At 61.9% G+C, this 20,220-nt stretch carries 23 protein-coding genes; 3 read left to right on the top strand and 20 right to left on the bottom strand.

Annotated features, from left to right (window positions below; genetic code table 11):
- Window positions 1-245 precede the first annotated feature (245 nt).
- The 10 genes from groL to BTUS_RS01140 form a co-directional block, all read right to left on the bottom strand.
- Entirely contained in the window at window positions 246-1,865 is a 1,620-nt protein-coding gene (gene groL / locus BTUS_RS01185) for a chaperonin GroEL (RefSeq protein ID WP_013074302.1), read from the bottom strand.
- A gap of 48 nt (window positions 1,866-1,913) precedes the next feature.
- On the bottom strand, window positions 1,914-2,198 hold the full coding sequence (gene groES / locus BTUS_RS01180) for a co-chaperone GroES (protein WP_013074301.1): 285 nt from the start codon (window positions 2,196-2,198) through the stop codon (window positions 1,914-1,916).
- 95 nt (window positions 2,199-2,293) lie between these two features.
- Window positions 2,294-3,046 carry a twin-arginine translocase subunit TatC gene (gene tatC / locus BTUS_RS01175; RefSeq protein WP_013074300.1) on the bottom strand — a complete coding sequence of 251 codons (753 nt, stop codon included), beginning with the start codon at window positions 3,044-3,046 and terminating at the stop codon, window positions 2,294-2,296.
- A 97-nt stretch (window positions 3,047-3,143) separates the two neighbouring features.
- Window positions 3,144-3,746: a 5-formyltetrahydrofolate cyclo-ligase gene (locus BTUS_RS01170; RefSeq protein ID WP_013074299.1), complete on the bottom strand. Its 603-nt coding sequence runs from the start codon at window positions 3,744-3,746 to the stop codon at window positions 3,144-3,146.
- Between the two features lie 40 nt (window positions 3,747-3,786).
- Window positions 3,787-4,905: a tRNA (adenosine(37)-N6)-threonylcarbamoyltransferase complex transferase subunit TsaD gene (tsaD, locus tag BTUS_RS01165; RefSeq protein WP_013074298.1), complete on the bottom strand. Its 1,119-nt coding sequence runs from the start codon at window positions 4,903-4,905 to the stop codon at window positions 3,787-3,789.
- A gap of 100 nt (window positions 4,906-5,005) precedes the next feature.
- Window positions 5,006-5,659, bottom strand: coding sequence for a ribosomal protein S18-alanine N-acetyltransferase (gene rimI, locus BTUS_RS19140; RefSeq protein ID WP_013074297.1), 654 nt, complete (start codon window positions 5,657-5,659; stop codon window positions 5,006-5,008).
- Complete coding sequence (gene tsaB / locus BTUS_RS01155; protein ID WP_013074296.1) at window positions 5,638-6,348, bottom strand: tRNA (adenosine(37)-N6)-threonylcarbamoyltransferase complex dimerization subunit type 1 TsaB; 711 nt, start codon at window positions 6,346-6,348, stop codon at window positions 5,638-5,640. The genes rimI and tsaB overlap by 22 nt, the downstream gene beginning before the upstream one ends.
- Entirely contained in the window at window positions 6,309-6,863 is a 555-nt protein-coding gene (gene tsaE, locus BTUS_RS01150) for a tRNA (adenosine(37)-N6)-threonylcarbamoyltransferase complex ATPase subunit type 1 TsaE (RefSeq protein WP_083779965.1), read from the bottom strand. Before tsaE ends, tsaB begins: the two co-directional genes overlap by 40 nt.
- The gene (thiL, locus tag BTUS_RS01145) at window positions 6,844-7,875 is read right to left on the bottom strand and encodes a thiamine-phosphate kinase (RefSeq protein ID WP_013074294.1); all 1,032 of its coding nucleotides are present in this window, start codon (window positions 7,873-7,875) and stop codon (window positions 6,844-6,846) included. The genes tsaE and thiL overlap by 20 nt, the downstream gene beginning before the upstream one ends.
- 131 nt (window positions 7,876-8,006) lie before the next feature.
- Complete coding sequence (locus tag BTUS_RS01140; protein WP_013074293.1) at window positions 8,007-8,900, bottom strand: DMT family transporter; 894 nt, start codon at window positions 8,898-8,900, stop codon at window positions 8,007-8,009.
- A gap of 499 nt (window positions 8,901-9,399) precedes the next feature.
- On the opposite strand from BTUS_RS01140, the gene BTUS_RS01135 reads away from it, so the two are divergent.
- Window positions 9,400-9,993 carry a DedA family protein gene (locus tag BTUS_RS01135; protein ID WP_013074291.1) on the top strand — a complete coding sequence of 198 codons (594 nt, stop codon included), beginning with the start codon at window positions 9,400-9,402 and terminating at the stop codon, window positions 9,991-9,993.
- A 114-nt stretch (window positions 9,994-10,107) separates the two neighbouring features.
- Window positions 10,108-10,404 (top strand): TFIIB-type zinc ribbon-containing protein, encoded by a 297-nt coding sequence (locus tag BTUS_RS01130; protein WP_041303530.1) that lies wholly within the window; start codon window positions 10,108-10,110, stop codon window positions 10,402-10,404.
- A gap of 93 nt (window positions 10,405-10,497) precedes the next feature.
- Here BTUS_RS01130 and BTUS_RS01125 read toward each other — a convergent pair whose 3' ends face one another.
- The 6 genes from BTUS_RS01125 to BTUS_RS01100 form a co-directional block, all read right to left on the bottom strand.
- Window positions 10,498-10,731 carry a DUF2922 domain-containing protein gene (locus BTUS_RS01125; protein ID WP_013074289.1) on the bottom strand — a complete coding sequence of 78 codons (234 nt, stop codon included), beginning with the start codon at window positions 10,729-10,731 and terminating at the stop codon, window positions 10,498-10,500.
- 35 nt (window positions 10,732-10,766) lie between these two features.
- A complete protein-coding gene (locus BTUS_RS01120; RefSeq protein ID WP_013074288.1) occupies window positions 10,767-10,988 on the bottom strand; it encodes a DUF1659 domain-containing protein in 222 nt (73 codons plus the stop codon).
- Window positions 10,989-11,307: 319 nt separating this feature from the next.
- Window positions 11,308-12,045 carry a gamma-glutamyl-gamma-aminobutyrate hydrolase family protein gene (locus BTUS_RS01115; protein WP_013074287.1) on the bottom strand — a complete coding sequence of 246 codons (738 nt, stop codon included), beginning with the start codon at window positions 12,043-12,045 and terminating at the stop codon, window positions 11,308-11,310.
- A gap of 156 nt (window positions 12,046-12,201) precedes the next feature.
- Window positions 12,202-13,461 carry an adenosylhomocysteinase gene (locus tag BTUS_RS01110; RefSeq protein ID WP_013074286.1) on the bottom strand — a complete coding sequence of 420 codons (1,260 nt, stop codon included), beginning with the start codon at window positions 13,459-13,461 and terminating at the stop codon, window positions 12,202-12,204.
- Window positions 13,462-13,519: 58 nt separating this feature from the next.
- Window positions 13,520-13,870 carry a type II toxin-antitoxin system PemK/MazF family toxin gene (locus BTUS_RS01105; RefSeq protein WP_013074285.1) on the bottom strand — a complete coding sequence of 117 codons (351 nt, stop codon included), beginning with the start codon at window positions 13,868-13,870 and terminating at the stop codon, window positions 13,520-13,522.
- A gap of 3 nt (window positions 13,871-13,873) precedes the next feature.
- Window positions 13,874-14,173, bottom strand: a complete 300-nt coding sequence (locus tag BTUS_RS01100; RefSeq protein WP_041303528.1) for a CopG family ribbon-helix-helix protein — start codon at window positions 14,171-14,173, stop codon at window positions 13,874-13,876.
- A gap of 504 nt (window positions 14,174-14,677) precedes the next feature.
- Between BTUS_RS01100 and BTUS_RS01095 the strand changes: the two genes are divergently transcribed.
- On the top strand, window positions 14,678-15,769 hold the full coding sequence (locus BTUS_RS01095; RefSeq protein WP_013074283.1) for a cation diffusion facilitator family transporter: 1,092 nt from the start codon (window positions 14,678-14,680) through the stop codon (window positions 15,767-15,769).
- 10 nt (window positions 15,770-15,779) lie between these two features.
- Here BTUS_RS01095 and BTUS_RS01090 read toward each other — a convergent pair whose 3' ends face one another.
- The 4 genes from BTUS_RS01090 to BTUS_RS01075 form a co-directional block, all read right to left on the bottom strand.
- Window positions 15,780-16,778 carry a LolA family protein gene (locus BTUS_RS01090; RefSeq protein ID WP_013074282.1) on the bottom strand — a complete coding sequence of 333 codons (999 nt, stop codon included), beginning with the start codon at window positions 16,776-16,778 and terminating at the stop codon, window positions 15,780-15,782.
- A 74-nt stretch (window positions 16,779-16,852) separates the two neighbouring features.
- On the bottom strand, window positions 16,853-18,562 hold the full coding sequence (locus BTUS_RS01085) for an NAD(P)H-hydrate dehydratase (protein ID WP_245543342.1): 1,710 nt from the start codon (window positions 18,560-18,562) through the stop codon (window positions 16,853-16,855).
- On the bottom strand, window positions 18,562-18,954 hold the full coding sequence (locus tag BTUS_RS01080) for a holo-ACP synthase (protein WP_013074280.1): 393 nt from the start codon (window positions 18,952-18,954) through the stop codon (window positions 18,562-18,564). The genes BTUS_RS01085 and BTUS_RS01080 overlap by 1 nt, the downstream gene beginning before the upstream one ends.
- 207 nt (window positions 18,955-19,161) lie before the next feature.
- Window positions 19,162-20,163: an MBL fold metallo-hydrolase gene (locus BTUS_RS01075; protein WP_013074279.1), complete on the bottom strand. Its 1,002-nt coding sequence runs from the start codon at window positions 20,161-20,163 to the stop codon at window positions 19,162-19,164.
- Between the last annotated feature and the right edge of the window lie 57 nt (window positions 20,164-20,220).

Raw genomic sequence — 20,220 nt, 5'->3', positions numbered from 1 at the left:
TCCTCCCCGGTAAACGTGACCCCTCTTCTGCACAGCTACCCGTCTTGGCTCAGTTTTCCACGATGACGGGAGGGGTGCGAGGTGACAACTGAACACCAGCTGCCACCATCCCGGTCACGGACCAACTCGCCTTTCGCAATAAGCCGCCATCCCATAACCTGATGAGTGCTGCCAAATGAGAAGAGGCGGAAACCCCGGTTGCAAGGGATTCCCGCCTTTTCGCGCTTCCGGCGCCCGGCGCCGGATCACATCATGTCCATGCCGGCTCCACCCATGTTCGGCGCGGGCTTCTCTTTCTCCGGCTTGTCGGCCACCAAAGCCTCGGTGGTCAGAACCATGGCCGCGACGCTGGCGGCGTTCTGAAGCGCCGAGCGGGTGACCTTCGCCGGATCGACGATGCCGGCTTTGATCATGTCCACCCACTCGCCGGTGGCGGCGTTGAAGCCGATTCCAGCCGACTCTTTCTTGAGCCGCTCCACCACGACGGAGCCCTCCAGCCCAGCGTTGTCCGCGATCTGCCGGACCGGCGCTTCCAGCGCCCGGCGCACAATGTTCACCCCCGTCAGCTCGTCGCCTTCCACGGTAAGGGCATCGAGGGCCGGAATGACGTTCACGAGGGCCGTGCCGCCGCCCGGGACAATCCCTTCCTCCACCGCCGCCCGGGTGGAGTTGAGAGCATCCTCAATGCGGAGCTTCTTTTCCTTCATCTCCGTCTCGGTAGCCGCCCCCACCTTGATCACCGCAACACCGCCGGCCAACTTCGCCAAGCGCTCTTGCAGTTTCTCGCGGTCAAAATCGGAGGTCGTCTCCTCCAGTTGCACTTTGATCTGGTTAATGCGCCCGTCGATTTCTTTTTTGTCTCCGGCGCCGTCCACGATGATGGTGTTTTCCTTCGTTACCCGCACTTGCCGCGCCCGACCGAGCTGCTGCAGAGAGGTATTCTTCAATTCCAGGCCGAGCTCTTCGCTGATCACTTGGCCGCCGGTCAGGATCGCGATGTCCTGAAGCATCGCTTTGCGGCGATCGCCGAAGCCCGGCGCCTTCACCGCCACGGCAGTAAAGGTGCCCCGCAGCTTGTTGACCACCAGCGTCGCCAGAGCTTCCCCTTCCACGTCCTCAGCGATGAGCAACAGCGGACGGCCGGATTGCACGACCCGCTCCAGCACCGGCAGGATCTCCTGGATGTTGCTGACCTTCTTATCGGTGATCAGAAGGTACGGCTCCTCGAGAACTGCTTCCATCTTGTCGGTGTCGGTGATCATATAGGGCGAAATGTAGCCGCGGTCAAACTGCATCCCTTCCACGATCTCGAGCTCGGTGCCGAAGCCCTTGGATTCCTCCACCGTAATGACGCCGTCTTTCCCGACCTTCTCCATGGCGTCGGCGATCAGAGCACCGATCTCATCATCCCCGGCGGAAATCGCCGCCACCTGGGCGATGCTCTCTCGCCCTTCGATGGGTTTCGCAACCCGGGCGATCTCGTCCACCGCCGCTTTAACCGCTTTCTCAATGCCTCGCTTCAGCGCCATGGGGTTCGCACCGGCGGTGACGTTTTTCAGTCCTTCCTGAATAATCGCCTGGGCCAACACCGTGGCCGTGGTGGTTCCGTCACCGGCCACATCGTTCGTCTTCGTGGCCACTTCTTTGACCAGCTGGGCCCCCATATTCTCAAAGGGGTTTTCCAACTCAATCTCCTTCGCGATGGTCACGCCGTCATTGGTGATCAGCGGAGAACCGAACTTCTTCTCCAAGACTACGTTCCGGCCCTTCGGCCCCAGGGTCACCCTCACCGCATCGGCCAAAGCGTCGACGCCGCGAAGCATTGCCCGGCGTGCATCCTCGCGGAAAATAATGTCTTTCGCCACGTCAGGTTACCTCCCCGTTAATTAAGTATCTTGCGGGCTATGGCCCACTTACTTTTCCAGCACGGCTAAGATATCGCTTTCCCGGAGGATCAGGTACTCGACACCGTCGTACTTGACTTCAGTTCCGGCGTACTTCGAATAGATCACCCGGTCGCCCACCTTCACTTCCATCTCAACCCGGCGCCCTTCTTCCATGCGACCGGGGCCCACCGCCACCACTTCCCCCTCTTGGGGCTTCTCCTTGGCGGTATCGGGTAGGACGATCCCGCTCGCGGTCTTTTCTTCCTTTTCAACCGGACGGATCACGACGCGATCTGCCAGCGGCTTGATCATGCAAGACCCTCCTCACGTAAAGTTTCCGTTGCGATGTTGTTAGCACTCGCTTTACCCGAGTGCTAACGCCACCCTCTATATTAATGGATCCCATTTCAGTTTTCAACCGGGTCGTCGGGATTTTTTTGTCGCCTCGCCCAAACCCATTTTGAGACGGTCACACTGAGTTCGTATAGAAGAATCATAGGAATCGTGACACTGAGGTGGGAGACGAAGTCTGGGGGGGTGATCATCGCCCCGATGATCACTAACACGAGGTATGCGTATTTTCTCATTTTGCCCAAGGTAGCCGGAGTCACAATGCCTAACCGCGTTAGAAACATGGTCACTAGCGGCAATTCAAAAACCAGCCCCAGGGGCACGATGAGGTTGATCATGAAGCCGAAATAGTTTCCCGCGGTGATCTGGACGTTAAATTGCTCCGCCCCCAAACGGATGAGAAATCGAAACACCGTGGGAAAGACCAAAAAATATCCAAAAGATACCCCGGCGAGGAAGATGAACAAAGCCATGGGAATGTAAGCCAGGGCAGCCCGCCGCTCCCGGGGGGTCAGACCCGGGGCGACAAACCTCCAGATCTGCAATAACAGGAACGGAAGCGTGACCCCCAGTGCGGTGACACCCGCCAACATAAAATAGACCCGCACCACCTCCCCGGCTCCCAGGACCATGGGGCGGCCGAGCCCGGCCCGCACGGCGGGGATTTCCAGCCACACCAGCACGCGGTCCACGTAAGAAAACGCGACCCCCAGGGCGATCACAAACACGATTAGGGTTTGAATGAGGAGTTTTCGCAACTCCGCCAGGTGTTCGACGAAAGTTTTCGGTTGGTCTTGAGGTGCCTCCACCCGGGTCGCCCCTTTCCTCCCAGCCTACCGTTGCTTGAAACATATCCAGCTATTTCAAGCACTCGCGCCTCGCGGGGCCGGGGCGCCGGTCTTACCCCTATCCCCGCTCTCCTGTTGTACCGCCGCCAAGATCCACAAATCCCCGGTCTTGGACCGACCACACCCCGTATTCGGTCAGCACATACTGCACGGGTACATCGTGAGGATCTGCCGGCAACGCATCCACCCATTGTTCGGCAAAAGCTGCGCCCACGACTTTAGCCTGGGGCACCTGGGGCAGGAATCGGTCATAAAATCCTTGCCCATACCCGAGCCGTCGCCCGAGCCGATCGAAAGCTGCCCCAGGCACGACGATCACGTCGAGATCTCCGGGACTCAGGGCCGGCCCTGTCGGTTCTGGAATCCCGAAGGCCCCGGGGGAAAGCGCTTCCCAGCTGTCCGCCGCCACAGCGCTTATGCGATGGGATTCTTCCACCCGAGGAAAGGCCACGGTCCATCCGTGGTTCCATGCCCACTCCACCACCGATTTCAGGTTCACTTCAGAACGAATGGCTGCGTAGGCCATGAGGATCCCCGGGGGCATCCCCCCCAGCCAACGAGTCGCCCAGGCGGCCAAAGCGGCTTCCCGTTTCTCGCGATCCCTGGCCCCCAGGTCATCCCGCCATTGAAGCAGCCGGCGCCTCCACGCTCCTTTGTCCATACGGATCCCCCCCCGTGTCCGGACCCCAACCCCCAGTGACTCAGTGGCGACGCCTCCCATCCGGCGGATCATGCGGCGGGAACGCCGCCACTCCATCTCCCGCCGCCCAGGCCTCGAGCCCCAAGTTCGCCCGGGCATTCAGATCCATACCGTGAAACCACCCGCGACTCAGTCGAGGCCAAGCCGCCGCCGCGATCATCGCCGCATTGTCTGTACACAGAGCCAAGGGAGGCGCCGACCAGAGAAATCCTTCTTCTTCCGCCCGGCGGTCCATTTCGCGGCGCAAGGTGGAGTTGGCCGCCACCCCTCCAGCCACCACCACCGGCACTCCTGGGTATCTCCGAACCGCCCGGACAGTTTTCTCCACCAACACCTCCACCACCGCTGCCTGGAAGGACGCCGCCACATCCTCCGGGCGCACCTCATCACCGCGCCGGTGGGCGTCATTTAACAGATTCAAAACGGCTGTCTTCAGACCGCTAAAACTGAAATCTAACGAATCCTCCTCCAGCCAGCTACGCGGAAAGGCGTATCGCTCCGGGTCCCCGGAGCTTGCCAAAGCGTCGATCTGGGGCCCTCCCGGGTACGGCAACCCCAAGGCCCTGGCCGTCTTATCGAAAGCTTCCCCGGCGGCGTCGTCCCGGGTCCGCCCCAGCACCTCGAAGGTGTGGTCATTCGGTATATGAATCAACTCGGTATGTCCCCCGGAAACGACCAAGGCGAGCCATGGCGGTTCCGGGCCGCCGGCGAGACGATGGGCAAACAGGTGACCGACGATGTGGTGAACGCCAATTAAGGGTAGACCGTGAACCCACGCAAAAGTCTTGGCCGCCATGAGCCCAACCAGCAGGGCCCCCACCAACCCGGGACCGTAGGTGACCGCCACGGCGGCCAAATCCCGGGGGTGCACCCCGGCGTCCTCTAGTGCTGCCGCCATAACGGCCGTAATCTGTTCCACATGCCCCCGGGAGGCCACCTCCGGGACGACCCCTCCGAACCGCCGGTGAATCGCGATTTGGGAGCTCACGATATTGGAGCGGATGCGGGTGCCCCCCTCCACCACCGACGCCGCCGTTTCGTCGCAGCTGGTCTCCACAGCCAGAATGAGACCTTTCTCTCGATCCCCCTCCCTGACCTCAGCCCCGGTCTTCCCGAGCAAAGCGGAATCTTTTCCCGCCACCGCAGCCCCGTCCATCGTCCGCTCCATGCCTCGTTTCACCCCTTTCGTACTCGCGTTCCCGAAAGCCCTCGTGCCCCGTTCAAACTTCGCCGGCATCCCCGGGACGCCTACCCTCCCGTCGATCCTCGGCACTCTTCTCCCGCTCCCCATCATTCTTCCCTGGAGACGATTTCACCCCTGGCCCTGGGCCACGGACCTCGCGTCCGAAACCGGGGACGGAGTCTCCCGGGGCCGCCGCTCCCGCCTCTGCTTCCGGGTCGATCCGGCCGTCGAACTGCGCCAATTCTGCCCACATAATGATGGCGTCTTCGTGATTATCTGTATAATAGCCCCGGCGCACACCCTTGGCGGTAAATCCCAGTTTGCGATACAGATGCTGGGCAGGGGCGTTGGATACACGCACCTCCAGAGTCATCCGCATGGCGCCCTGGCTTCGGGCATAGGCCATGGCATAGCGCAACAGCGTTTCCCCCACGTGCTGCCTCCTCGCCGCAGGGTGAACCGCGATGTTCGTAATGTGCGCTTCATCGAGAATGAGCCACATCCCCGCATAACCCACCACCAAATCCCCGCGCTGGGCCACAATGTATCGGGCAAAATGGTTGTCCGCCAATTCGCCGTAGAAGGCGTTCCGGGACCAAGGCACTGTAAACGAGGCCCGTTCAATTTCCTGAATGCGGTCGAGATCGGTGGTGCGCATCGGACGAATGATCAGTGCTGACGATCCCGCCATCGCGCTTCCGCCTCTGCTAATTGAAGATATTGGGGCACAAGCCCGTGAACCGCATTGCCAAGAAGAGGGCCTTGGTCACCGGACGCTTCCTCGGCGGCCAACAAATCGGCAGCCCGGACCCCGAACTGGTCCGGCGGCGCCAGCCGCAACCGGCCTCCCAGCCGCTCTCTCCATATCGGCGCATACCTCATCCCGCCATCCCCCAAGGCGAGCACCGCCCGCCCGTCTTCAGCCAGCCGCTCAGCCAACTCCGCCACCGGCCACACTCGATCCGGAGACTCCCTCACCACACCGCCTTTCCTTCCCCCGGTAAACCAGGCCGCGTATACCCGCTCCCGCCGAGCGTCCACCATCGGCACGACCACACCGTCAAAGAATCGCCCGCGCCCGGCCAAGCCCGACAAAGTGGACACCGGCACCACCGGAATCCCCAGTGCCCACCCCAGGGTTTTCGCCACAGTCACCCCCACCCGGACCCCTGTGTAAGAACCGGGCCCCACTCCGACAACGACCCGGTTCAGATCGGCCGGTCCTTTCCCGGCCCCGGCCAACACCCTCTCCAGCCAGGGTAGAATGTACACCGAGTGATCCCTTCCCAGCTGTAGCACCGCTTCCGCCAGGATGCTTCCCGACTCCTCCACCGCCATGCTCAAGGCTGCTGTCGCGGTGTCGATTGCCAGTCGGACCATCGCCGAATCACCTCCCGGAGCAAGGCGCGATGCCGGGGACCCGAGGCCGCCATCTCAACCACCCGGGCGTTCGCCTCCCCGGCGCGCTCGATCCGAATGGTCAGACGGTCGTCGGGCAGAAGGGGTTCCACCCATTCCGCCCATTCCACCGCCGCCACCCCATTTCCTTCAAAATATTCTTCCAACCCCAGGGGTTCTTCTGCCGCCGCCTCCCCCAGCCGGTAGACATCTACGTGGTACAACGGCAACCGTCCCTGGTACTCGGACACAATCGTGAAGGTCGGACTGGTTACCGGCCCGGAAATCCCCAGGCCCTCGGCCAATCCCTTGACAAAAGTGGTTTTGCCCGCTCCCAGATCTCCAAAGAGGCATACCGAGGTCTGAGGCTTCGCCATCTTGCCCAACAATCGCCCCAAGGCCCGGGTTTCTCCCGGAGACCGAGTCGTCGTGCGCCAAGCTTCCAGATCCGCCGTCCCCCGCTCTGTCAGCGGCGGCTCACCAACCCCCGCGCCCATACTCCTCCCCCTCTCCCGCAAAATGGTCAAACCCGCCGTCGGGCAGTTCTTCGACCACGCCCGAGGGAGAGCGCCACAACAGCGCGGGATCCTCCGTCACTCGGCCGATCACCGTGAGCATGACTCCCGCTGCCATGCACCCCGCCTGGGCGGCGGCAAACCGAGTGGGGGGAATGCAGCAAACCAATTGATAGTCGTCCCCTCCGAACAACGCCCAGTCCACGGGACTCTTCCCTCTCCTCAGGGCGTAGTTGCGCACCGCCGGGTGAGTGGGAATGCGCTGGCTTTCGATAAAACATCCATATCCGCTGGCCTGGCTGAGCGCCCGAAGCTCCGCCGCCAAGCCGTCGGTGACATCATCACAGGCCGTGGCCCCCGATTGCGCCAGGATCCGGCCCGCCTCCACCTGGGCGAGAGGCCTCCTGTGCATGTCCAACAACACCCAGCGCTCGTCCGGGGTCGTCACCACCGCTTGTCCCCCGCCCCGAAGCCAGTCGAGCCCCGCCGCGGCCCCGCCCAGATAACCGGTGACCGCGAGCACGTCCCCGGGACGGCCTCCGCCCCGGGTGAGGACTCGATCTGTCGCCAAACCCAGGACCACCATATCGATCACCCATCCCGCCGGCGACGCCACCGTATCCCCGCCGACCATGTCCAGGCCGTACAATCGACAGGCCTCCCCAATTCCCTCATATAAGGCATCCGCGTCCTCAAGCTGGACACCGGCCGGAATCCCGACACTGGCGAGAATGTGCCGAGGCTCACCGCCCATGGCAGCAATGTCGCTCACCGCCGCCGATACCGCCTTAAACCCCACTTCCCGAATGGTCATCCATTCCAGGGAAAAATGAACATTTTCCACCATCATGTCCGTGGACACCAACAGCCGTCCGCCGGACTGGGGCTCCAACACCGCCGCATCATCACCGATTCCCATCACTGTCTCGGGGCGTGGGGTCGGGACCCGGGTCTGCCATTGTCGGATCAAATCGCTTTCCCGAAACTTGGCCATCGATAAACTCCGCCCTTTCCCGTTTCTCGCCACCGATCGGTGTCCAACCCCGTGGCCCGGGGCCGGCATCCCTCCGCAAAAGGCGGCCCGTGTCGCCGAAGCCGCCCAAACCGCGGGGCAATCCGTCCGTGTTACCTTGTGATCATCCGCTGTTCTTCCCGCCGAAGGCGCCAATGGGTGACCCACTGCAGTTCGGCGGTGATCATTCCGAGCAGGATCAGCGCGGCGCCAATCGCCATGCGGCCGGTCAATTGATCGCCTTGAATAAAATGGCCAAATATCGCCGCAAAGACCGGCTCGAGGGAAAATATCAGCGCCGCCCGGGTGGCCGTTGTGTAGCGCTGGCCGATGTTTTGCAACACCGTCACCAAAGCGGTGGCCACAAGGCCGAGAAATAGTGCCGCCGACCACGCCCGGGTGCTGGCGGGCAGCGGGGAGGTACCGGACAGTGCACTCCCCATCAGGCTCAATAGCGCCACTGTGACCAGCTGGTAGAACGTCCATGGGACAATGCGACATGGCACACTAAAGTGGGAAACGAGCAGGTACTGGACTGAGAAGGCCACGGCACACCCCAGGACCAATAAGTCGCCGATTCCCACGCCCCGAACATCGGCCAGACTTAAAAAAGCCAGGCCCGCAGTGGCGAAAATCACGCCAGCCACGGCGTCGACGCTGGGTTTGACCTTCCACACCAGATAAGCGATGAAGGGAACCCCCACCACGGATAGCCCTGTAATAAATCCCGCCTTGGAAGCCGTGGTCGATGCGAGGCCGGCCGTTTGAAGCGCGAACCCCAGAAAGTACGCCAGACCCACGGCGACACCCGCCCGGATCTCCGATATGCGGGCCGTGCGGACAGATTTGAACCCGAAGACTCCAAGGGCCAGGGCCGCGACCGTGAACCGCGACGCCAGAACTCCCATGGTTCCCATTTCAGCGACGGCGTCCCGAACCACAACGAATGTGCTCCCCCAAACTGCCACCACCATCAACAATAACAAATCCGCCCGCCAGGACGCCATTGTGGCCCTCCGTTCTCCACTCATTATGTACAGCGTACCACCCCGCAGATCGTCGGTGCAAGGGCTGACGCTCGCCAGACCGTGACCGGCCGCTGGAGTCTCCCTCAAGGGGCTTGTCCGCCTCGGGCGAAGGCCGGCGGGCCCCCCGCCGGCCTTGGCCTTCCCCATGCTCCTCACCAGGTCCCCCAAGGAACCAGCAGGAAGAACAACACAAAGATGATCAGGAACACCACGGCCCAACGGGTGGCCGGACCGAATACGCCGCCGTCGTACATGTGTCGACACCTCCTTTCGGCCTCCGATGTTATTGAATGCACCCTTCGTCCCCTTTGACCGGGTAAGTCCCCCTCATCAACCGCCCGAAATTTCTCGTTTTCTCTCTTCGGGCGGGGCGCTGAAGGAAGGCGCCCCGGGGGTGCTCCTGCCGGGAGAAATCCCCGGACGGCTGTCCTAGCGGGGAGACCCGTCCGCGTATAGATAAGGGCGGGGGGCGAGGGACGTGGGTGACTGGTGGAACGGGGCTGTGGAACAATTGATCCAATATGGCCCCTTTGGGCTTTTCGCCGCGATGATCATCGAGGGCCTCGGTATTCCCTTCCCGGGGGACGCCGTCTTGGCATTCTACGGTTTTCTCGCCTCTCGGGGGCACATGGTACTCTGGCACCTTTCCCTGGCCGGCACCCTGGGGTGTCTGGGCGGCAGTTTGATGGCCTTTGCCGCCGGGCGAAAGCTCGGACCTTCCGCGCAGAAATGGCTCACGTTCTTCCGGGTGGTTCCAGACGATGCGTGGCCCTGGGCTCACCGGGTGGTCCATCACTACGGGCCGCTCATGTTGGTATTCGGGCGCTTTCTCCCGGGATTTCGGGCGCTGGGCAGTTATATCGCCGGCATGAGCGGGATCCCGGCCGGTTCCTACCTGTGGTGGAGCACTCTGGGGTTCGCGGCCTGGGCGGGCACGTGGATTCTGCTCGGGTTCCAACTCGGGCACCGGTGGGAAGAAGTGCTCAGAGCAGTTCGGTCACACATCCTTTGGATTTTCGTCGCAGGGGCGGCCCTGGCCCTGCTCTGGCGGCGGGTCTATAAAAAACGATAGAATAAAAGCGTCCACCCTCTTCGCCGGATCGTCTGACCGCTGGCGGGCGCCGGCAACCATCCGCGGGCGACGGCTTTTTTGCCCGCCGCACACCACGGAAAGGGGTTAATGGGGATGAACTGTCCGGTCTGTGACAACGTGCGAATGCGAGAGGTCGAAAAGTACGGCGTGTTGATCGACGTGTTCCCGAGCTGCAAAGGCGTGTGGCTCGACCGAGGCGAGTTGGACAAGATCCTGGGCGAAGTTCGAGAAATTCGCGATCCGTTTAACCGCTGGTTGGATGAAGCCGAGCGGGAGCATGGCCGGCATGACGAAAAGCGTCCGGACATGCATTCCCACCACTACGGGGAGTACGACAAAAGAAAAAAGAAGAGGCGTGTGTTTGACATTTTCGAGGACCTTTTTGATTGACTGTCCACGGATGAGACACTGGCGAGAGGGCATGGAATAAAGCGAGCCAGGGCCGGGCAACTTCCCGGCCCTGGCCCCGGGCACGTACGGGCGTCAGACTCCGGCCCCGGTCATGTCCCACACATCCTGGGTCGTGGTCACCAGCCTGGCTTCCACAGGCCGCACCAAATCCCCACCCATCGAGATGAACACGCCGAGGCTGACCAACTGGTTCATGGCGGCCCGCACGGCGGCCTCGTCGATGGGCTGCTTGGGGTCGGGGACCGCCAGGCGGACCGTGCCCCCTGAGGTGTTTTGAAAGCGCAATTCCAAAGTGGTCTTCGTCAAGGGATTCACCTCCTGTTCCTGGCTTGGTCACTGGGTCATTGCTTCAACAGTTCGTCCACTTCCGAGCGGTCCACCTCGTACACCGGGTGGATTTGCAGGCCGGCGATCAGTTCTGCGGCGGCGTACAGGTTGTCCGGCGACACCCCCGGTTTGATCCCCCGATAGGTCTGTCGGCGAAGGACCGGGTCCCCCGTCGGGGTCGTCCCCACCTGGTAAACCAGAACCAGAGAGACGCTATTCGGGTTGGGCTGTACCATGGCCACCTCTCCTTTCCTAAAATATCGAGGGTCGCGCGCCCCTCACCCTGAATGTGCCGACAAGGCGGTGGGTTGCAGAGAGGAGGAGGCTGTTTTTGTGTGAGAATGTGTCTCACTGAGAACGTGTCTCATTCTGTATGTTAAAACGGTGGACGCATGGTCGCACGCCACGGGTCCTGGAACGAAGATATTTGAAGATTTCCTCGCGGCCGAGTTCATTCCGGAAGATCAACGCATCGCCATCTCCCGAGGAAACGGGCTGGATGGCGCACTTCTTCGGGGCCGGGCCGAATCTGCCGGCCCCTCGATTTTGCAGGCGTCACTCCCCGCCCTCCGACTCCCTCCCGGCGGCCGCTTGCACGAACGCTTCAAACAATCGCATCTGGGCCGGATCTTTGCGCCACATGTGTTCGGGGTGCCACTGGACGGCGACCGCGAACCGGTGCCGGCGACTCTCCATCGCTTCCACGAGCCCGTCGCTGCTTTTCGCCGCCGCACGCATCCCCGGGGCCACATCCCGCACCGCCTGGTGATGAAAGCTGTTCACCCGGGCCTCGGACCGCCCCAGGATTTCCGCCAAACGAGTCCCGGGCACAATTTCCACCCGGTGCGAACCGTGCCAGCGGGGCGCCCGCTGGCGGTGCTGGAGGGCGTTCTTGCCCTGGGTCGCGAGATCCTGGTACAACGTCCCCCCCGCGGCCACGTTCATCACCTGCATCCCCCGACAAATCGCCAAAACCGGCAGATCCCGAAGGAGCGCCGCTTCCACGAGCGCCAACTCCAGAGCGTCCCGCTCGGGACAAACTTCCCCCAGCCCCCGTGCCGGGTCCTCGCCAAAATACGCCGGATCCACGTCGACGCCCCCGGTCAGCATCAGTCCATTCAACCGCTCGAGCCACTGCCCCGGGTTTTGGCTTGCCGCCTCCCCCAAAGGGAGGATCACCGGCACCCCTCCCGCCGCCAGTATGGCGTCCGTATACTCCGTCGCCACCCATGTGCCGGGGAGATCCCCGTTCCCGGTCTGCAGGGAAGCCGTCACACCGATCCACGGCTTCATCCGCTCACCTCCCAGATCCTCCGAAGCCCGCATCTCGCTGCCATTCTATGAATCCCGGCAGCAATGATCTCCTCCCCCTCTTTATCGAACAGGCGTTGTTTCATGAATAGTCCGATCTTTTCGCAGCCCAGCCGGGCCAGAGACCCGGCGTGCGCCTTATTCCAGGTTCCAACTGCGCAAATACCGCTCCTGTTGTTCCGTGAGGCGATCAATTCGCACCCCCAAAGTGGCCAGGCGCAACTTGGCCACCTCCCGATCGATGTCCTCAGGCACCGGGTAGACCCGCGGCTCCCACTGGCGGCCCTGCTCCACGATGCGCCGCAACGACAGAGCCTGAAGGGCAAAGGTCATGTCCATGACCTCCACCGGATGTCCGTCTCCGGCAGCCAGGTTCACCAGCCGCCCTTCAGCGAGAAGATACAGACGCCTGCCATCCCTCTGCCGATATTCCTGGACATTTCGCCGCACTTCCCGGGGTGGCCCCGCTTCCCCCAACGCCTCCTTATCGATCTCCACGTCAAAATGCCCGGCGTTACACAAGACGGCCCCGTCTTTCATCTCCGCCACCGCCTCTTTTCCCACCACGCCCCGGTTGCCGGTGACCGTGATCACGAAGTCCGCCTCTCGACTGGCCTCCACCAGGGGCATCACCGCAAACCCGTCCATGATCGCTTCAATGGCCTTAATGGGGTTGACTTCACACACCACCACACGGGCCCCGAGCCCTTTGGCCCGCATGGCAACTCCTTTGCCGCACCATCCATATCCTACCACTACCGCCGTCTTCCCGGCAACGACCAGATTGGTGGTACGCATGATCCCATCCCACACCGATTGCCCGGTCCCGTAGCGATTATCAAATAAGTATTTACAATACGCATCGTTCACGGCGATCATGGGGAACGCCAATGCCCCCTCCCGCTCCAGAGCCCGAAGGCGCAGGATTCCCGTTGTGGTTTCTTCACACCCCCCGATGATCTCGGGCAACTGTTCGGGCCGCTCCCGGTGGAGGGTCCCCACTAAATCTCCCCCGTCATCGATGAGGGCGTCGGGATGCCGATCGAGCAAAGCCCGGAGGTGGGCACCGTACTCGGCATCGTCCGCACCGTGCCTCGCGAAGGCATAGATCCCCTTGTCCACCAGGGCGGCCACCACGTCATCTTGGGTGGACAAGGGGTTGCTCGCCGCCACCGTCACTTCGGCACCACCCGCTTGAATCACTTCGGCCAGGTAAGCGGTTTTTGCCTCGAGATGCAGGCAGATCCCAATCTTCAACCCGCGAAAAGGAACGTCCTTCTCAAACCGCTCCCTCAAGGTATTCAACAGGGGCATATGTGCCGCCGCCCAGTCGATCTTCCGCCGGCCTTCCGGTGCCAAGGCCAGATCCCGAATCTGTGACTCCTCTTTGCTCCCCATGTGCGCCCCTCCCGGCAAAAAAATTCAGGGCGTCGAAACGCCCTGCCCGTTTTTTCCCCTAAAAATCGATCAACCCCAGGCTGATCATGAGCGACTCGTTGACCTTGCTCATCATCTCATCATCCAGGTGCGTGATCTTATCCGTCAACCGCTGCTTATCAATGGTGCGAATCTGTTCCAGGAGGATGACCGAATCCCGATCCAGGCCGTAGGTCTTCGCATCAATCTCCACGTGGGTGGGCAGCTTAGCCTTCTGAATCTGGGCGGTGATTGCCGCGACGATGACTGTCGGGCTAAACCGGTTTCCGATATCGTTTTGGATCACCAATACCGGCCGGAAGCCCCCTTGCTCAGAACCGACCACCGGGGATAGATTCGCAAAAAAAATATCCCCTCGCTTGATGTTCACGGGTCACACCCCGCTTACTAGTCGATCTAGGGTCGAACCCGCCTCCTCTTCGGCGTAAAACGCCTCCGACGCAATATAAAGGTTAATCTTCGCCATCTCCACATAACCCCGCTGCATCAACTCGCGAATGCGTTCCTTTTTACGCTCTTCCAAATACAATCTCATCGCTTGGCGAATGACCTCGCTTCGATTGGAATTCTCTCTTTCTGCAATTCCGTCGACTTCCTGGAGCAGGTGACTCGGAACACTAATCATAATCCGCTTTGTTTCGGACAACCCAAGCACCTCCGGGACACTCGCCATCCGTCACGAGGAGTATTATAGCGGTCTACCCCAAGTATGTCAAAATACACAAAAGGGTATACCAGCCCGTGGAAACTGAAGAAAGACCTAGCGCGAGCGTTGTGGATCTGTCTACTCAATTCGACGCAGACCGGCAAAATCCTCCCCACATTTCGTCGAAAGTCAACGATGGTCGAAGATGGAGGTCGCCCCTTTCACCGGCAGCCCCAGCGCTACAGGTTGACGCCAAGGCCGATCCCCCTTACCATAAAACCGATACGTCGATCATCTCGCCGGATTTGAACGAGTGTGAATGCCTTGCGCGTGGCACCTCACCGAGAAGGAGACCTTGCCGATGATCAGTTGCCGAACAATGGGATCGCTTCACCCCATCACGAACGCTGCTCGATGGTCACCCCCCGGGCACAGCCAGGACCTTCGGTTCGCCGAAGGTCTTTTTCTTGTGGTTTCCTTCAGGAAAATCTTTCGCCACCGTCCACAACTCTTTGCCGTGGGTGAAACACCATGACCCGGCCGCAGACTCCGTTGACGCCAGAACACCGGGACCGTGTCGGCCGAATCGCCGGTTGGGTCAGCACCTTGGCCAACATCCTTTTAACGGTCGTTAAAGCCATCGTAGGTATTCTGGCCGGCAGTGAGGCCCTGTTTGCCGACGGCATTCACTCCGCCGCGGATGCCGTCGCTTCCGTCGCAGCTTTGGGTGCCTTGGCCGTGTCGAATCGCCCGGCCGATGCCGACCATCCTTACGGTCACGGGAAGGCGGAGGTCGTCGCCTCCGCCTTCGTCGCCATCGTGCTCTTTCTCGCCGCCTTGAACATTTTGTATTCCTCCGGGCAGGCACTGTTGGCCCCGGCCGTAGCCCCGGAAATGGCCGCCCTGTGGGTAGCGGCGGGCTCGCTGATCCTCAAAGAAATCCTGTACCGCTACACGGCGGCCCTCGGGCGGCGGCTGCTCAGTCCGGCCCTGGTGGCTTTGGCGGCAGATCACCGTTCGGATATCTGGGGTTCCTGGGCCGCCATCATCGGAATCGCCGCCGCCGTCACCGGACACCGTTTAAACGCCCCCATTTTGATCTACGCCGACCCCATCGCCGGGCTGGGCGTCGGGTTGATGATCGTCCGGATGGCGTATCGCATGGGCCTCGAATCCCTTCATTCATTGATGGAGCGCAACGTGGAGCCCGACCTGCTGGCGGAGTTTCGCTCCCTCGTGGCCTCCGTGCCGGGAATTCGCCGGGTGGACCGCCTGCGGGCGCGAAACCACGGCCCCTACGTCTTGGTCGACGTTCGGGCGGCGGTGTCCGCAGATAAAACGATCCAAGAGGGCCACGACATCATCCGGCAGGTCAAAGCAGCCATTATGAGCAGCCATCCCGAGGTTCGGGAAGTTCTCGTGCACCTCAACCCCTACTACGAGGACCCTCAACCCCCTTCGGGCCCTCATCCGAACCATCCCGAACAGCGGCCGGAGGAGCGAACGAACACCGTCAGTTCTACCGAAACCGCCGCATCCCGGCCCCCGGGGGAAATCGGGGACAGACCGGACTCGTTACACTCCGCTTCGACCAATCAGGATCCCGCAGGCCGGTTCCATTAATGGAGTCCGGTCATTTGCCCGACGCCTCGAAAGTGGATATAGCGATTCTTGCCATATCTTCCGGAGGTAAGGATCCCGTCATCGCGAATTGTACCCCGTCCCGGGTCCAGTACATGGTGCGCACATTCCCCTCGGTCACCACGGCGGGGACGCCAAACAGGTCCCACAATTCCGCCCGCCCGGGCAGCGCCGTTTCCGTTCGGATGGGGTGCGCCTCCGTAAGGGTCAGCCCCTCGGCCCCTCCCCGATAGCGAAGGATAACGGTGCCGCCGCTGTCCTGGACTTCCGTTCTGCTCCACCCCTGAGGGAGCCAGGTCGGCTCAATCACGCCGAAAGGTCCGGAAGCCCATGTGGGTTCATCTTTCGGGCCGAGTGCCAATGCCTGCTGGGGATCAAAATCGGACGATTTGAAGGTGGCCCCAGGATCGAACTGTTGGAATTGCACCGTGACCAATTCACGGCCCTGGCGGTCGAAAAACGCAATCTGTTTCGGATAGAGCGTCCGATCATCCAGAATCACCCGCTGTTTCCCGATCAGAGGATTATCTGGTTTCATCGTGAGATCGAAGGTCACCGTCCCCTTTTCCCGGGTGTACGTGCGGCTCGGTGACTGCAGGATGCGGTCGATCACCGACCCGAATAGATACAGGTGACCCTGGTTATCCGCCCAATCGCCGTTAAACCGAAAACTTTTTTTCAGGGGCGGACTCACAATGTAAATCCCCTGATCATTGCGGATCACCACCTGCTGGACCTGCCCCCGGGAATCGGCTAGCTGAATCCGATAATAACTCGGCGCTTGATACCAAGTTTCAATATGATAGACTTGCTCCAGACCCTGGGTCTTGACGTTCATCACGGCCACACTTCGGTAATGTTTGAGACTGTCGCGCAAATTCCTGAGATCGTTCAGCACACTGCCCTCCGTCCGCCCGCACCCCGCCACCACCATCCACAGCAAAACGCACACCACCGTCCAAAGGGCTGCTCGAATCCTGCGCATGGCCACCACCCCCCTCCTTCACACCCATGGTCGATTTCCCGGGAAATATGTCGAAGAGGGGGGTGTGTCCGCCAGATGCTTCACCCTCTTTCGACAACCTGTCGAATCGCCGGCCCCAACTGGGCGATCACGTCGGTCGCCACCATGGACGCCAGCCCTTCGGCCTGGGCCGCGAGATCGCCGGCCAACCCGTGAAGGTATACCCCGGCTGCCGCTGCCCGGCCCGGCGGCAATCCTTGAGCGAGAAGTGACCCGATCACCCCGGCCAGCACATCCCCGGTGCCGCCCGTGGCCATGCCGGGATTCCCCGTGGGGTTTACCCACACCTCTTCGTCTTCCCCTGCGACTACCGTATAGGCGCCCTTGAGCACCACCGTACACCCGCAGCTTCGCGCCACCCGGCGGGCGACTTCGATCCGGTCTGCCTGCACTTCCGCGGTGTCCAATCCCGTGAGCCTCGCCATCTCCTTGGGATGTGGGGTCACCACCACCCGGGCGGCGGGACGCCAACCACCTTCGATCGCTTCCTTCCATATTTCCAACGCCCCGGCGTCCACCACGGCACACCGAACCTTGCCCAGAAGCGCCTTCAGCCAGGGCACATCCCCGTCAAATCTCACCAAACCCGGCCCGACCACCAAAGCTTGCTTGCCTTCCACTAAGGCCGGCGCCTCTTCGGGGAGATTCCAAAAAGCGGTCATCAATTCCGGATGAATCCCGAGCCACGGCGGGACTGCATCCCCGCGAACTGCGACGGTGACCAGGCCCGCTCCCGCCCGATAAGCGGATACGGCGCTCATCAGGGCGGCCCCCCACATGCGCCCGTGCCCGGCCATCACCAAAAGATGGCCATAGTGACCTTTATTCGCGTCATACGGCCGTCTCGGCATCCACGTCCGAACCTCTTCCTCTTGAATCAGTCGAACCCGGTTCGCTCCCAGCCGCTCCGGGCCCTCCGGGGCGAGACCAATATCCCATACCCTCCAGGCCCCCGCACACCGGGGGCCCTCTCCCATCACCAACCCCCGTTTTGCCCAACCGAGACACAGCGTCCACCTGGCCCGGATGGCTGTCCCCATGATTCGACCCGTATCCCCGTCCAGACCACTGGGCAGATCCACGGCAAGCACCGGGCGGTTTGACGCATTGATCCCGTCGATCACCCTGCCCAAACGGATATCCACAGGACGCGACAGGCCCGTGCCCAGGAGGGCGTCCACGATCAGATCGGCCCCCTCCCACAGTTCGCGCCAATCGGAACTCCCATCATCCACGTGGACGTTGACCGGCCAGTGTTGCAGCGCCCGCCATTGGATCGCCGCCTCCCCCGTCAAGCGGTCTGGGGATGTGCCCAGCCACACGTCGACAGAAAATCCCCGGGAAGCCAATCTCCGGGCGGCCGCCAGTCCGTCGCCGCCGTTGTTTCCTCTGCCCGCCGCAACCACAATGCGCCCGCCCTCAGGCGTCAATTCCGCAGCCCACTCCGCCACACCCGCAGCGGCATTCTCCATCAGCACGATGGCGGGAATCCCCACCTCCTCGATGGTATAGCGGTCCAACCTGCGCATCTCCGCATTCGAGACCAGATACACGGCGTTTCCCTCCGCATCACAGGTATATTCGTCCCGGTCCGCACTTATGTACAAGGATGCCAGGGCTCCTCTCCTCCATACGGGACAACCACTACCCGCCGCCCGAAGCGGGCTCCAGTCGATCGGCTTGCTCCTCTCCTCCATACGGGGCAACCGCGGCCATCTATCTTCCTCTGCGGCCATCCCCGCCGCTTCCATCAGTCTGCTTCCCGATGTCCCACACCTTCTGCTACAACAAACGCCACCGCCGTCTCCCTGCCGTGGGAAAGGGACAGGTGCCATTTGACAATCCCACGCTCCCCCGCCACCTCCGCCGCCTTCCCGGACAGTCGCACTTCGGGGGCCCCCCGGCCCCCCGCAATCTCGATCTCTTGAAATCCCACCTTCCCGATCCCCGTTCCAAGCGCTTTTGCCACCGCCTCCTTCGCGGCAAAGCGCCCCGCCAAGAATGCAACCGGGTCCCGCCGTGCCGCATACTGCTTTTTCTCCGCCGCCCCCAGGATTCGCTCGGCCAGGCGGTTCCCCCGCCTCCTCAGACTCTCCCGGATGCGGCCCATCTCCACCACATCCACACCTACAGCCACGATCAACCCGTGCCACCCCCCGCCACCGCACTTCGCATATGTTTCTCCCGCACCTTTGATGTCGGGCCTCTCAGAACGGAACAAGCCCGATCCGCCCTCATCGTAGTCGGTTCTGGACAAAAACGCAAAGGGACGACACCGGCCGCCTTGTCGGCGCCCAGAGCCGTCCCCGCCAGGAATTCCCGCCTTTTCCGCACGTCACTGCGGCTCGTTTCAGCCGCTTTGAGCTGCAGATCGCACCTCCCGACCCGGTTCCACCCGATAATACCAGAGCCCGCGCCGTTCCTCGATCCCCACCTGCCCCCGAGCTTGCAGGACATCCAAATGGCCCACGATCTCCGACACGGCCAGAAACCAGTTTCCCCGACTCAACCGGGGAAACATGCGTCTGACCAGCTCAAACACCGTGTGCGGCCGCTCCCCCAACCAGCCGAGCAACTGGCTGCACCGCCGTTCATATCCCCGAAGCCGCCGATCCACCAATTCCGCCGCTCCGGTGAACACCTCACCGTGGCCGGGGTAGACCCGTTTCACCGGTAAGGCGGCCACCATATTCAGCGCTTCCATGTATACGATCAAGCTTCTGGCCCGCTCGCCCCCGGGATGCCGCGGGGCCTCCAACAAGGCGTTGGACGAAATATGCGGCAACAGGTGGTCCCCGGCGATCAGGTCCCCTTCCTCTTCATCGAACAACGACAAATGTCCGGACGAATGGCCCGGGGTATCCAACACCCTCCATTCCCGCCCGCCCAGTTCCAGCCGAGCCCCGATCTCTACCGTCTTGACTTCATCCACCCCATCCACGTACTCCTGCAGCAATCGCTGATGTTCGGCAATGAGCCCCCGTATCTCCTCGGGCACCCCACTGGCGGTGAGAAACGGCTCAAAATACATCGCCTCACTTTCCGCAGCCAGGCGCGGGCTGAGCACGCGCCTCTCGGCATCTGGGTGAACCAAAGCCGTTGCCCCGGACGCATCGAGCACCCGGGATAATAAGCCGTGATGATCCACGTGGGGATGCGTGATGACCACGTACTCGATGTCCCGCCACTCGCACCCCGCCCTGCGAAGGCCATCTGCCAGGCCTTCCCACGCATCGGGGAGCTTCGGCCCCACATCCACCAACGTCACGGGGTCATCCCGCAACAAAAACGCATTCACCGCTCCCACCGGGAACGGTGTGGTCAACGAAATCGGACGAATGGCCGCATTCACTCCCCGCCACCCCTTTCCCTACCGACCGGACGGTTGGTATTTTTCCAGCTTCGCTTC

Source organism: Kyrpidia tusciae DSM 2912, assembly GCF_000092905.1.
Lineage (GTDB): Bacteria > Bacillota > Bacilli > Kyrpidiales > Kyrpidiaceae > Kyrpidia > Kyrpidia tusciae.
This window is presented reverse-complemented; position numbering and strand designations above follow the sequence as displayed.